Raw genomic sequence first — 13,184 nt, forward strand, 5'->3', positions numbered from 1 at the left:
TATGCAATCGCACCGAGCCAACAAACACATGTACCAATGATTATGTGGTTCTCTGAAAGTTGGAAACAACATAATCTTGCTCAAGTGAATTGTTTTAGCCAACAAACTAAACAAAAGTTAAGTCAGGATAATTTATTCCCAAGTTTGTTAAGTTTGCTGGATGTAACAACTCAGGTCATCAACCCTCAACTGGACATGTTGCACTCTTGTGCCCATGTAAACTAAAGCGAGCCTAGAACATGACAAAAATCTTGATGATTGAAGATGATTTTATGATTGCAGAATCAACGATCACGTTGCTGCAATATCATCAATTTGAGGTGGAATGGGTCAATAACGGTTTAGATGGTTTGGCTCAGTTGGCGAAGACTAAATTTGATCTTATTCTTTTGGATTTAGGATTGCCTATGATGGATGGTATGCAAGTTTTGAAGCAGATCCGTCAAAGAGCAGCAACACCAGTATTAATTATTTCTGCTCGAGATCAATTACAAAACCGTGTCGATGGTTTAAATTTGGGTGCAGATGATTATTTAATTAAACCTTATGAGTTTGATGAGTTGCTTGCCCGTATTCATGCCTTACTACGCCGTAGTGGAGTAGAAGCTCAACTTGCGAGTCAAGATCAACTATTAGAAAGTGGTGATCTGGTTTTAAATGTTGAACAGCATATTGCGACGTTTAAAGGTCAACGCATTGATCTATCAAATCGTGAATGGGCAATCTTAATTCCACTTATGACTCACCCAAATAAAATCTTTTCTAAAGCCAACTTAGAAGATAAGTTATATGATTTTGATAGTGATGTGACCAGTAATACTATTGAAGTATATGTTCACCATTTAAGAGCGAAGCTGGGTAAAGATTTTATTCGAACCATCCGAGGACTGGGCTACCGTTTGGGGCAATCATAATTTAAAATTTCGGGACTTCATAAAAGTGCATTATTCATTAAAAAAACGGCTGATTTGGGGCACCTCAATTTTCAGTGTCATCTTAGGTTGTATTTTAATTTTTAGTGCTTATAAGGTTGCACTTCAAGAAGTCGATGAAATTCTAGATACTCAAATGAAGTATTTAGCGGAAAGAACAGCTGAGCACCCTTTAAAAACTGTAAGCAGTAAGTTTGATTTTCATAAAACTTACCACGAAGAAGATCTGTTTATCGATATTTGGGCTTATAAGGATCAGGCCCATTTGTCTCATCATTTACATTTGCTGGTTCCACCTGTTGAGCAAGCGGGATTTTATTCTCATAAAACCGCTCAAGGTATAGTCAGAACTTATGTTTTACCTTTGAAGGATTACCAGATTCAGGTCAGTCAGCAAGAGAGGGTTCGTGAAGCTTTCGCTTGGGAGCTTGCGGGCAGTATGTTTATTCCGTATTTAATTATTTTACCTTTTGCAATATTTGCCTTAGCAGCCATTATTCGTCGTGGTTTAAAACCAATAGATGATTTTAAAAATGAGTTAAAAGAACGCGATTCCGAAGAACTCACTCCAATTGAAGTACATGATTATCCTCAAGAGCTTTTACCTACTATTGACGAAATGAACCGTCTTTTTGAGCGTATTTCTAAAGCTCAAAATGAACAGAAGCAATTTATTGCCGATGCTGCTCATGAATTACGAACACCTGTGACTGCATTGAACTTACAAACCAAGATTTTGCTAAGCCAGTTTCCTGAGCATGAATCATTGCAAAACTTAAGCAAGGGTTTGGCGCGTATTCAGCATTTGGTGACTCAGCTTTTAGCATTGGCAAAGCAAGATGTAACTTTAAGTATGGTCGAGCCTACTGGTTATTTTCAACTCAATGATGTGGCATTAAATTGTGTGGAGCAGTTGGTCAACTTGGCTATGCAAAAAGAAATCGATTTAGGTTTTGTTAGAAATGAACCCATCGAAATGCATAGTATTGAACCTACTGTACATTCGATTATTTTTAATTTAATTGATAATGCAATTAAGTACACCCCGCATCAGGGTGTTATTAATATTTCAGTTTATACCGATCCAGATCACTACGCATGTATTCAAATTGAAGATAGCGGTGCAGGAATAGACCCTGAAAATTACGATAAAGTCCTTAAGCGTTTTTATCGCGTGCATCACCATCTTGAGGTGGGAAGTGGTCTAGGTTTATCTATTGTAGATCGTGCAACTCAAAGGCTTGGTGGGACTTTAACTCTCGATAAGAGCTTAGAGCTTGGCGGTCTTTCTGTATTAGTGAAATTACCTAAAGTCTTACATTTACATGAAACAAGAGTATGATTACGTAAGTTCTTGTTTCACTTGTTTTTCAAACTCAAAACGATGAATACAAATCGCATAAAATAAAATATTTATTGCCCAAACGACCCAGCCTGTCCATAAGTTATGGCTTAGAAAATGTGCTCCTCGCATCATTTGCGCCCAACCCATCATGAAACCTAATAAAATACCGGAGAATAAATAAAAGTAAGCACGTTTAGGTTGTTCAAGACGATAAACAAAATAACCTGTCATTAAAATAAAACCTGCACTTGCATGACCGCCTGGAAAACAATGGCCATGTTTAGCGCTAAAGTCCCAAATATAGCTTCCTAAAGTATTAGGGTGAACCATATTCCAAGGGCAGGCGTGAGCAGATTGTGACTTTATTAGGCCAACTATACTGCTACCGAGCATACTGACAAAAAACATATAGCCATATTGCCAGCGATAAGGTTTTAATTTTTTTAATTTAAATGACGCAAGCCATAAACCAAAAAAGATAACATAAACGGCGGTGATGATTTGTTTTACAATTTCATGATTAAGTCTTTCAAGATACCAATTGTCCCGATTGAAAAAATGACCTGTTGAATCAATCCAAGGTTGGATGAGGTACATATCAATTTTTCCACCGACTGGAAATACAAATAGAAGAATAAAAAAACTGAAAAAAAGAAAGAGAATATTAATTTGGAAAAAAAGTTTTTGATTAGTCATTCTGATGCAATATCAATCGACAATAGGTGTGACTAATTACATAAAATTAACCTTAAATTGCTCTTAAACTATACTGGTGAAAGAAGTTCAATTTTCCATAAAAAATAAAAAAGCGACGAGTAGTATCGTCGCCTTAAGCACTTTAGAAAGTATTAAAACATACCTTCTTCAGAGTTTGCTGAGATCTTATGAATAGATAAGTCTGCACCACGGAACTCATCTTCTTGAGATAGGCGAATGCCAATGGTCGCTTTAAGGATGCCATAAACAATAAAACCGCCAGCCAGTGCAATAGCAATCGCGAGTGCTGTACCGATGAGCTGAGAGATGAATGATACGCCGCCTAAACCACCTAGCCATTTTTGACCAAAAATACCTACGGCAATACCACCAAATGCACCGCATACACCATGTAGCGGCCAGACACCAAGAACGTCATCAACTTTGAGTTTGTTTTGGGTATAGGTGAATAGATACACGAACATAGCACCCGCTGCACCACCAATCACAAGAGCACTGACTGGATGAACAATGTCAGAACCTGCGCAAATAGCGACTAAACCTGCAAGTGGACCGTTGTGTAAGAAACCAGGGTCATTTTTCCCAATCGCATTTGCTGTAATCGTTCCGCCGACCATTGCCATAAGTGAATTAATCGCAACGAGACCGGAGATTGCATCAACACGCTGTGCACTCATCACGTTAAAGCCAAACCAGCCTACAATTAAAATCCATGAACCAAGCGCCAAAAATGGAATAGAAGAAGGTGGGTGAGCACTTACACGACCATCTTTCTTATAACGGCCAGAACGTGCGCCCAACAAAATGACAGCAGCAAGTGCAATCCAACCGCCCATAGCATGTACTACGACTGAACCGGCAAAATCATGAAAAGCTGCGCCAAAAGTTGTTTCTAACCACTTTTGCAGACCGTAGTTGCCATTCCAGACCATTCCCTCGAAGAACGGATAAACCAGTGCAACCAATGCGAGTGTGGCAATCGCTTGTGAACGCATTTTTGCGCGTTCTGCAATACCGCCAGAAATAATGGCGGGAATGGCCGCAGCAAAAGTGAGTAAAAAGAAGCAACGCATAAGGTTATAGCCATGATCACTTGATAAAACCGTACCATCATGAAAGAAGTGCTGACCATACGAAATGTAGTAGCCAACAAAGAAATATGCGATTGCGGAGAGGGCAAAGTCAGTCAGAATTTTACTAAGCGCGTTCACCTGATTTTTGTGGCGAACTGTACCAAGTTCCAAGAATGCAAAACCTGCGTGCATGGCAAGAACCAAAACTGCACCAAGTAATAAGAAAAATAGATCTACATTTTGCATAGCATGCTCGAAAAAAGTGCTAAATTCCATTTTGGAACAAATCTGAGTCTGTAAATTGCACCAAAATAGATTTAAGGAATCTAAAAACCTAAGTTTGTCGAAACAAACTCAATTGCATAAAAGTGAATATGCAATAAGCGCACCAATTTGGATTGAAATAGGGGATTTTGGCGATAAATGGTGCGTTGATTTATTCAAGATAGGGCAATAAGGGCGCTTTTTACGTTACAAGTCATCTAATATGTTGATAAATTGATCTGAAAGAGATCGTTATTAAATTTTTAAAAATTATCTATATTCAATTAATGATCGGACCAAACCTCTTGAGCAACTTCAATAAATGCTTTTACGGCTGGACTGATGTGTTTCTTATTTTTTACTGCAAGACCAATAGAACGTTTAAGGTTTGGTTTAAATGGTCGTTTAACTACGTTTGGATAAAGCGAGAGTAACTCTTTGGTGATTACCATATCAGAGACAATCGAAATCCCTAACTGGTTGTGGACCATACTCACAATACTTAGAATTTGTGAAACATAAAATTTGATATCTGGTTTGACATTAAAATTTTTTAAAATTAATTCGACCTGATGTCGACTACCCGCCATTGTCATAATGAAAGGACAATTTTCTAGCTGTGCTGGATCAATATAGAGTTGCTGCGCGAGCGGGTAACCACTCGGAATTAGGGCCACAAAACGATCTTCAATTAAGGGAAATGTATCAAAACGCTCATCTGGCATAATCAAAAAACCAACTTCGATGCGTCGCTCTAATAACCACTGAGCAACTTCTTTATCTTCACCTTCATCGATATAAATTTCGATTTTTGGGTAGCGTTGCCGAAAGGTTTCTAAAATTTCAGGCAATAGATAAATAGAGGATGAAGCCCCAAAAGATCCAATACGTAGTGTGCCTTCGTTTAAACCATGGATTGCAGCCACTTCTTTTTCTAAAGTGTCCGAAATACTCAATAGCTCTTTTACATGGGTCAATAGCTGCTGACCTGTCGTCGTCAGCTCAATATCACTTTGAGTTCTTGAAATCAGGTTAATGCCCCATTGTTGTTCTAATGATTTAAGCGCATGGGAAACTGCCGATTGTGAAATTCCCAGCTTTTCTGCTGTAGCAGTAAAGCTTTTTAGTTCAGCAATGAGTGCAAAAATTTCAAGCTGGGTAAATGTCATATTGTACTTATTATGAGTAAAAACTCATTTTATCATGAGTTTTCATTATCTTTAATATATGAGTAAGCCAAGGTAGTTCCTAAACTAGCAAGCCCCCAACAAAACTCGAGAAAAGAAATGAATAGCATTGTTTTATCTCTTTTTCCTTTAGTTGCACTAATTGCATCGGGATACTTATTTAAAAAATATCGTTTTTTTAGTGATGAGTTTTGGGCTGGGGCAGAGAAGCTCAATTACTATATTTTATTCCCCGCTTTGCTTTTTAGTACGCTCTCGACTGCAAAAATTGATTTACAAAGCTTGAGTACAGCCATTATTGCGATGTTAATTGTGGTTTTAGCAGTGACCGCTTTTTTATACATACTTCGAATGTTTTGGCACATACCACCCGCACGTTTTGGTGTGCATGTACAAAGTATGGTTCGCTTTAATACCTATATTGGTTTGGCTTTAGTCACTTCGCTTTTTAAAAGTGAAGGAATGGCAATTCTGGCAATTTTATTGGCGCTTTGCATTCCGCTTGTGAATGTTATTTCGGTGCTTGCTCTAACCTCTAAAGAACACATGGCAATTAAACCTGTTTTGATTGCACTCCTTAAAAACCCTTTAATTGCATCGTGTGTGGTCGGGGCAGCAGTCAATGCACTGCATATCCCGATTTGGGAAGGCTTTACTCAGTTTATTAAGCTTTTTTCAGTGTCGAGTTTGCCACTAGGTTTGTTATGTGTTGGCGCAGCTTTGCAGTTTATGCAAATTAAAAAAGACATTATGGTATTGGCAGCAGACACGTTTGCACGACTTTTAGCAGTACCTGCTTTAGCTTACGCGGTCTGTACGTGGTTTGGTTTACCAAGCTTGCAAACACAAATTTTAGTCATTTTCTTTGCGCTACCGACTGCTTCCGCTTCATACATTTTAACCAAAGTTTTGGGTGGTGATAGTCAGCTTATGGCAGCCGTGATTAGCTTTCAAACCTTATGTGCTGCCGTGACTTTGCCATTAGTGATTTGGTGGATTTCTTAAAATATAAAGTTTGGGCAAATTACATTCTATTTTCTAAAAATGAATAGGCTGATTCTGACTTAAAGAATGCTTAGCTACCTTCCTCATCTGATTATTGCTACACTTTTTTCTTTTTCGGGTGGATGAGTATGTCCTTTGATCTCAAAGTGAGCTTGCAGCAAAGGTCTGAACCATCTGCACAGCAGAAAAAACTGAATCGCCTGATTGATAAAATAGAACAGCAAAAAGTTAGTCTGAGCACATGGCAAAATGCACAAGCTGAGATTCAACAATACATACGACAAAAACTGATGCCTGTATATAACGATTTACATACAGTGCTATTTCAGCAGTTAGAGCAACTTTGGAATATATTACATAGCCATGAGTTTTCCAAAGCAGACATACAACAACTGGATGAAAAAATTGCCCAGCTTGCGCAAATGTTGAAGCGCTCCAAAATGCTGTCTGCTGAACAGTTGGAGTTAGTGAAGCAGATCGATAATTTTTATCAGCAACATACACAAGAGTCAGCAAAGAAGAATAAAAAAGCTCGGCGAGTAGAATTTGAATATGAAGAAAATGCTGATCAAGGTTCAGAGTTTGAAGAAGACTTTGAAAAGTACGCTGCCGAGCAACAACAAGCGCGTGAACAAGCCAAACAGCAAAGACAGCAACAAAAACGTGAACAAGCTGAGCAAATGGCAGCGCAGTCGTTAAAAACAGTTTATTTAAAAATTGCCGCGATGATTCACCCAGACCGTGAGCAAGATGAAACCAAAAAAGAAGAAAAAACTGAGTTGTTCCAACAAGCAAGTCAGGCCTACGAAAAGCAGGATTTGTTTTATTTACTCAAACTCCAGTTACAGCTTGAGCAGAACAAAGGGCTAGGTGCTAAAGAATTATCTGCCGAGCAGTTGCGGTTTTATAAACTGGCTTTAGATGCACAAAGTCAGCAACTTGAAAGTCAAATTGGTGAGATTTTAGATTCGTTTCAGTTAGCAAAGAATGTAAAAGCAGAGCATGTACATATTAGTGATGTGTATAAAGCTATAAATGCTGATTGTGCTGAGTTAAAACAACAGTTGAAGTGGGAAAAAGAGCGTTTAAAGCATATGAAAAAAGTGAGTGGGGTAGAGATGTTGTTGGGGCAGGGGGTGCTTTAATTATCTTTGATAAGCCTATTGGTATATTCAACTGATGACAACAGTAATTTGCTATGAAAATGTATTTGCTACAATGAGGTTGCTAATAAATTGTGAACTTAGTAAATTTAAAAATTATAGCTATTTCAATATGAGACTATATAAGATTAAGAATAAAGATTTTTCTCTCAGTTTATAGAGGATATCTTATATTAAATTTAAAAAATAAACATTTTTATTAGTAGTTTAGGAGTGAAGTGTGTTGAGTAGGGAGATGTATGAAGATATTAATGATCTTATTCGTGATTTAAATCTGGATCCTAAAGATTGGATTAATGAGGTAAATCTTTTTTTCACTAGTCATAAGTTTTATGAGAGTACTAATGTTGATATCAGTATTTATCCTAAGTATTTTAATGAAAATAATTTTGGTGTTACTGAGTGCCAAAATTGTTTAAAGAAGTATAAACCTAATTGGCTGGCAAAAAGGCCTCCTACTTCAATGTTTAGGGATCGTGCAGGTAATTTTTTGCGTCAAGAAAGTATACATGAAATTTGCGATAATTGTGGTCATACACTCCAAATTAAATTACCAATGAATAGCTTGGATAGAGTTGTCGGTATTTATGGAGATGAAGCTTTTAGGGAATTAAAAAAGAGTAAATTGTATGTCTATTCATGTGTAAGTTTTTTAGGAGATGACAGTCAAAAACAGAATCTTCTTATGCAATTTAATGAAATTAAAAGGAATTTAGTACCATCTATAGAGCCAAAAGAATGGGTATTTCATGTAAAAGATTTATTTACGACCGAGAGTAGAAGAAAAAATATTATATTTCAACATATTGAACATTCTTCTGTTGTAGTCAATCAAGTTAATAAAATAATAGAAATTATAAAAGAATTTGTTCAAAAAGATTTATTAAAAGTTCATGTAGCTTTAGCAAGAATTAGTCCAAAGAAATTATCTCCACAAATAGAAAAAAAAATTAAGAAAGAAGTTTTTTCCTCTCTAACTTTTACAAATATAGTGGAATATACATCTAAAGGTTTATCTCCAGAATTTATATTTGAACGTACTCAAGATGACGGATGGGCAAAAAATTTATTTACACAATCACGATTAACATTGATGTGGAGTTTTATTACTCACGGATTGCCAATAAAACAGCCGAAATTTGTATTACCAAACCATGATTTTTTGTTGGAAATAGCTGATATTATTTGTTTTTGTGTAGCTAGATATATTTTTGTGCAAGATAAAAGATATAACTATAAGGATAAAAATTATAAGGTTGAAATAGATATAAAAAATCTAGGACCAATTCAATATATTTATAATCATAGAGATGGAATTGATATAGAGATTACAGAAGGTATATCGAAAGCAAGAAGAATGCATTTATTAAGCTAGTTATTAATTTACTCCGTTATTTAAAATATTTTCTAATTTTTTTTGAATTTTGAAATATTCATCAATATTTTCATCTTTTTGTGCTTGATGAGCGAAGTAGTGCATTAGGCTAAAATTAAAAATTATCTTCTGGAGCTCTATTTCAAATGTTAAAGAGATGTATTTATTTGAATTAATTTATAGTTATCTCCTATAAAAAACTCAATTGAGAGAGGGAATCAAATTACCGCATTAAAGCGCAGCAATTTTTTCCCATATTCGCTTTAACTTTATCTAACTAAGCAGCAAACTCAGTAAGCTTCGCTTTTTCACCGTCAACCACCGCTGCTGGTGCTTTAGACATAAAGCTTTCATTTGCAAGTTGGCCCGCGATTTGGTAGATAGCTTATGAAATAAGAAATTATTGAGATTAGATTTTTTATAAAATATAGTGTGGAAATTATAAAAAGTAAAAGATCGAATTTATGAATGAAAAATTTATTCAATTATCAAAAGAACTTAAACATAGACCTATTTTAGACAAGGCTTTAGTTCATTTCCCTAACTTACCTTTAATTGCTATTGATTGTGGTTGTGGCGCTGGCAATGAATCTGCTTATCTACTCTCAAAGGGATTTAATGTTCATGCTTTTGATATTTCAATTGATGCACAAAAAGTCTGTGCTGAGCGATTCAAAGATGACTCTAAATTTACTTTCTATCATGAATCTTTTGAAGACTTTAATTTCCCGTCTGCAAGCTTAATTATTGCCTCATCAAGTCTATTCTTTTGTGAGCCAAGCTATTTTTATAGTGTAATTAAACGAATTATAAATGCACTTCCTGAAGGCGGAATTCTGGTAGTTGATTTATTGGGGATTCAAGATGAATGGGTTATTAGAGAACCTACAAAATTTATAGGTTTTACTTACCAAGATATTGCCTATTTGTTTTTATGCGAGTTTAATTTATTGTTTCATAAAGAAATTAATGAAAATTTACCTTTATTGAATGGTTATATAAAATCATGGCATCTTCATATGCTGATTTTACAAAAAAAGTAATTTCTAAATATAGAAAAACCCAGAACCTGTTTGCACAGATTCTGGGTTCGTTTACTTAAAAAAGCTTAAAGCGCAGCAATTTGCTCCATATTCGCTTTAACTTTATCTAACTGCGCAGCAAATTCAGCAAGCTTCGCTTTTTCACCTTCAACAACCGCTGCTGGTGCTTTAGATACAAAGCCTTCATTTGCAAGTTTATTTGCAATTTGATCGTGTTGCTTTTGGATTTTATCCAAGTCTTTCTGCAAACGAGCAAGCTCAGCTTTAGGGTCGATTAAGCCCTTCATTGGTACAAATACCGATGCATGACCTACAACACTTGAAGAAGAAAGCGGTGGTTCTTGATCTTTACCTAAGAACTCAATACTTTCAACTTTAGCCAATGCTTTGAACAACGCTTCAATACGAGTAATTTGCTCACGTTCAGCATTAGAAATGTTTTGAAGTAATACTGGTAATAAACGCGCATTACCTAAGCCCATTTCACCGCGAATGTTACGTACCGCACCAATCAAACCTTGAAGCCATTGCATATCTGCTTCAGCTTGTTCATTGATTTTTGCTTGCTCAGGAATAGGATATTGAGCAGTCATAATTGTTGGGCCGCCTTGACCAAGCATTGGTGCAAGTGTTTGCCAGATTTCTTCTGTCAAATATGGCATTAATGGATGAGCCAAACGTAATGATGCTTCCATGACAGCAAGCAATACACGGCGTACTTCAGCTTTACGTTCTTCTGAAACTTCTGCATCGTTTAGAACTGGTTTAGTTAACTCAACGTACCAGTCACAGTATTCATTCCAGATAAAGTCATAAATTGCTTGAGCAGCAAGATCTAAACGATATGTTGCAAACGCTTGGTGTACAGCAGCTTCAGCTTTTTGCAGACGGCTGATAATCCATTGTTCTGGAAGTTCCCAAAGATCAGGACGAGCGTCGGTACCAACAGTTTGGCCTTCAACATTCATCAGAACGAAACGAGTTGCGTTCCAGATTTTGTTACAGAAGTTGCGGTAGCCTTCAACACGTTTTAAGTCGAACTTAATGTCACGACCCGTGTTTGCAAGGGCACAGAACGTGAAACGAACTGCGTCAGTACCATAAGCATTAATGCCTTCTGGGAACTCTTTGCGCGTTGATTTTTCAATCTTCGCTGCATCTTTCGGGTTCATTAGGCCAGTCGTACGTTTTGCGACTAAGCTTTCTAAATCAATACCGTCAATCAAGTCTAATGGGTCAAGAACGTTACCTTTAGACTTCGACATTTTCTGACCTTCACCATCACGTACCAAGCCGTGAACGTAAACCGTCTTAAATGGAATTTGAGATGAACCATCTTCATTTTTCATGAAGTGCATGGTCATCATGATCATACGGGCAACCCAGAAGAAGATAATGTCAAAACCAGTCACCAACACATCAGTCGGGTGGAAAGTTTTGAGTTCAGGTGTTTGTTCTGGCCAACCTAAAGTCGAGAATGTCCAAAGTGCAGATGAGAACCATGTATCAAGTACGTCTTCGTCTTGTTTAAGCTCAACATCGGCCGCGATGTTATTTTTCGCGCGAACTTCTTCTTCGCTACGGCCAACATAGATGTTGCCATCAGCATCGTACCAAGCTGGAATACGGTGACCCCACCAAAGCTGACGTGAAATACACCAGTCTTGAATGTCACGCATCCATGCCATGTACATGTTGCTGTACTGCTCTGGAACAAACTTAATACGACCATCTTGAACCGCTTCAATTGCAGGCTCAGCAAGCGGCGCAATTTTTACGTACCATTGGTCAGTCAATAATGGCTCAATGATCACACCTGAACGGTCACCGCGTGGCGCTTTTAAGTCATACGGTTGGATTTGGTCTAACCAGCCTTCAGCTTCCGCTTGAGCAACTAATTTTTTACGTGCTTCGAAGCGCTCTAAACCAGCATAATCTGCAGGTGCAGTAATGGTTTTAGAAATTTGTTCACCAGCTTTGGCAATATATTCAAACTCACCTAAAACTTCGGCGTTTTTGTTGAAGATATTAATGATTGGCAAGCTATTGCGTTTACCTAACTCATAGTCATTAAAGTCGTGAGCAGGAGTGATTTTTACACAGCCCGTACCAAAGTCTTTTTCAACGTAGTCGTCAGCAACGATTGGAATTAAACGACCAGTAATTGGTAATACAATATTTTTACCAACAAGGTGTGCATAACGCTCATCTTCAGGGTGAACAGCAACAGCAGTATCACCAAGTAATGTTTCAGGACGAGTCGTTGCAACGACTAAATAGTCTTTGCCATCTTGAGTTTTAACTGATTTATCTTCAAAGAAATATTTAAAGTGCCAAAGTGAACCTTTTTCTTCTTTGCTTTCTACTTCAAGGTCAGAAAGCGCAGTTTGAAGTTTAGGGTCCCAGTTTACTAGGCGCTTACCACGGTAAATTAAACCGTCTTCGTGTAAACGAACGAATACTTCTTTAACGGCGTTTGATAAACCTTCATCCATCGTGAAGCGTTCACGTGACCAGTCTACCGAAGAACCTAAGCGACGAATTTGTTTGGTAATTGTGCCGCCAGATTGTTCTTTCCATTCCCAAACTTTTTCGATGAACTTTTCACGGCCTAAGTCGTGACGAGTAATACCTTGTAAGCCAAGTTGACGCTCAACAACCATTTGAGTTGCAATACCAGCATGGTCGGTACCCGGTTGCCACAAAGTGTTTTTACCCATCATACGGTTATAACGGGTGAGGGCATCCATAATGGCATTGTTAAAGCCATGGCCCATGTGCAAACTACCAGTGACGTTTGGTGGTGGAATCATGATACAGAATGATTCACCGTGACCAGAAGGTTTGAAGTAACCTTGTTCTTCCCACGTTTTGTACCACTTCTTTTCGATCTCGGTTGGATCGTAGGTGGTGGCAATATTTTGAGCGGTTTGAGCGTCAGTCATAGTAGCTTAGATCGAATATGCATAAAAAATTGCATCTATTGTAGCAAAAAATTGCCTCGAAATTAATGTGCTGAAAACAGATAAACGGTTTTGTATTTTTTTCAAAAAACGGTAGATTTATGAAGCATGGATCAC

At 37.3% G+C, this 13,184-nt stretch carries 11 protein-coding genes and 1 pseudogene; 7 read left to right on the forward strand and 5 right to left on the reverse strand.

Features of this window, described 5'->3' with window-relative positions:
- The 3 genes from MKL36_RS06170 to MKL36_RS06180 form a co-directional block, all read left to right on the forward strand.
- On the forward strand, positions 1 to 225 hold a 225-nt coding region (locus tag MKL36_RS06170; protein ID WP_270908987.1), incomplete at its 5' end, for a sulfatase-like hydrolase/transferase.
- A gap of 14 nt (positions 226 to 239) precedes the next feature.
- Positions 240 to 914, forward strand: a complete 675-nt coding sequence (locus MKL36_RS06175; RefSeq protein ID WP_000161505.1) for a response regulator transcription factor — start codon at positions 240 to 242, stop codon at positions 912 to 914.
- A gap of 25 nt (positions 915 to 939) precedes the next feature.
- Positions 940 to 2,274 carry a two-component system sensor histidine kinase PmrB gene (locus MKL36_RS06180; protein WP_000559382.1) on the forward strand — a complete coding sequence of 445 codons (1,335 nt, stop codon included), beginning with the start codon at positions 940 to 942 and terminating at the stop codon, positions 2,272 to 2,274.
- Here MKL36_RS06180 and MKL36_RS06185 read toward each other — a convergent pair whose 3' ends face one another.
- The 3 genes from MKL36_RS06185 to MKL36_RS06195 all read right to left on the reverse strand — a co-directional run bounded on the left by MKL36_RS06185 (position 2,275) and on the right by MKL36_RS06195 (position 5,500).
- A complete protein-coding gene (locus tag MKL36_RS06185; protein ID WP_000184466.1) occupies positions 2,275 to 2,973 on the reverse strand; it encodes a phosphatase PAP2 family protein in 699 nt (232 codons plus the stop codon).
- A gap of 152 nt (positions 2,974 to 3,125) precedes the next feature.
- Positions 3,126 to 4,313 carry an ammonium transporter gene (locus MKL36_RS06190; protein WP_001181774.1) on the reverse strand — a complete coding sequence of 396 codons (1,188 nt, stop codon included), beginning with the start codon at positions 4,311 to 4,313 and terminating at the stop codon, positions 3,126 to 3,128.
- Between the two features lie 302 nt (positions 4,314 to 4,615).
- On the reverse strand, positions 4,616 to 5,500 hold the full coding sequence (locus tag MKL36_RS06195; RefSeq protein WP_000144737.1) for a LysR family transcriptional regulator: 885 nt from the start codon (positions 5,498 to 5,500) through the stop codon (positions 4,616 to 4,618).
- A 117-nt stretch (positions 5,501 to 5,617) separates the two neighbouring features.
- On the opposite strand from MKL36_RS06195, the gene MKL36_RS06200 reads away from it, so the two are divergent.
- From MKL36_RS06200 to MKL36_RS06210, 3 genes are all read left to right on the forward strand, one after another.
- Positions 5,618 to 6,523, forward strand: a complete 906-nt coding sequence (locus MKL36_RS06200; protein WP_021511322.1) for an AEC family transporter — start codon at positions 5,618 to 5,620, stop codon at positions 6,521 to 6,523.
- A gap of 128 nt (positions 6,524 to 6,651) precedes the next feature.
- The gene (locus MKL36_RS06205) at positions 6,652 to 7,668 is read left to right on the forward strand and encodes a hypothetical protein (protein ID WP_021511323.1); all 1,017 of its coding nucleotides are present in this window, start codon (positions 6,652 to 6,654) and stop codon (positions 7,666 to 7,668) included.
- Between the two features lie 253 nt (positions 7,669 to 7,921).
- Complete coding sequence (locus MKL36_RS06210; RefSeq protein ID WP_086374065.1) at positions 7,922 to 9,061, forward strand: DUF3800 domain-containing protein; 1,140 nt, start codon at positions 7,922 to 7,924, stop codon at positions 9,059 to 9,061.
- A 277-nt stretch (positions 9,062 to 9,338) separates the two neighbouring features.
- Here the strand turns inward: MKL36_RS06210 and MKL36_RS19085 are convergent.
- Positions 9,339 to 9,437 (reverse strand): annotated as a pseudogene (locus MKL36_RS19085) (hypothetical protein); the annotation flags it as partial.
- An 88-nt stretch (positions 9,438 to 9,525) separates the two neighbouring features.
- Between MKL36_RS19085 and MKL36_RS06215 the strand changes: the two are divergent.
- Complete coding sequence (locus tag MKL36_RS06215; protein ID WP_021511326.1) at positions 9,526 to 10,104, forward strand: methyltransferase domain-containing protein; 579 nt, start codon at positions 9,526 to 9,528, stop codon at positions 10,102 to 10,104.
- A 65-nt stretch (positions 10,105 to 10,169) separates the two neighbouring features.
- Here MKL36_RS06215 and MKL36_RS06220 read toward each other — a convergent pair whose 3' ends face one another.
- Complete coding sequence (locus tag MKL36_RS06220; RefSeq protein WP_000128724.1) at positions 10,170 to 13,049, reverse strand: valine--tRNA ligase; 2,880 nt, start codon at positions 13,047 to 13,049, stop codon at positions 10,170 to 10,172.
- Positions 13,050 to 13,184: the final 135 nt, after the last annotated feature.

This window comes from Acinetobacter sp. AOR12_HL, assembly GCF_027855275.1.
GTDB classification, from domain to species: Bacteria; Pseudomonadota; Gammaproteobacteria; order Pseudomonadales; family Moraxellaceae; genus Acinetobacter; species Acinetobacter baumannii.

Bases quoted from the DNA above. Each gene is read 5' to 3' on its own strand.
- MKL36_RS06175 (WP_000161505.1), top strand. From the start codon at position 240: ATGACAAAAATCTTGATGATTGAAGATGATTTTATGATTGCAGAATCA.
- MKL36_RS06185 (WP_000184466.1), bottom strand. From the start codon at position 2,973: ATGACTAATCAAAAACTTTTTTTCCAAATTAATATTCTCTTTCTTTTT.
- MKL36_RS06190 (WP_001181774.1), bottom strand. From the start codon at position 4,313: ATGCAAAATGTAGATCTATTTTTCTTATTACTTGGTGCAGTTTTGGTT.
- MKL36_RS06195 (WP_000144737.1), bottom strand. From the start codon at position 5,500: ATGACATTTACCCAGCTTGAAATTTTTGCACTCATTGCTGAACTAAAA.
- MKL36_RS06200 (WP_021511322.1), top strand. From the start codon at position 5,618: ATGAATAGCATTGTTTTATCTCTTTTTCCTTTAGTTGCACTAATTGCA.
- MKL36_RS06205 (WP_021511323.1), top strand. From the start codon at position 6,652: ATGTCCTTTGATCTCAAAGTGAGCTTGCAGCAAAGGTCTGAACCATCT.
- MKL36_RS06210 (WP_086374065.1), top strand. From the start codon at position 7,922: ATGTATGAAGATATTAATGATCTTATTCGTGATTTAAATCTGGATCCT.
- MKL36_RS06215 (WP_021511326.1), top strand. From the start codon at position 9,526: ATGAATGAAAAATTTATTCAATTATCAAAAGAACTTAAACATAGACCT.
- MKL36_RS06220 (WP_000128724.1), bottom strand. From the start codon at position 13,049: ATGACTGACGCTCAAACCGCTCAAAATATTGCCACCACCTACGATCCA.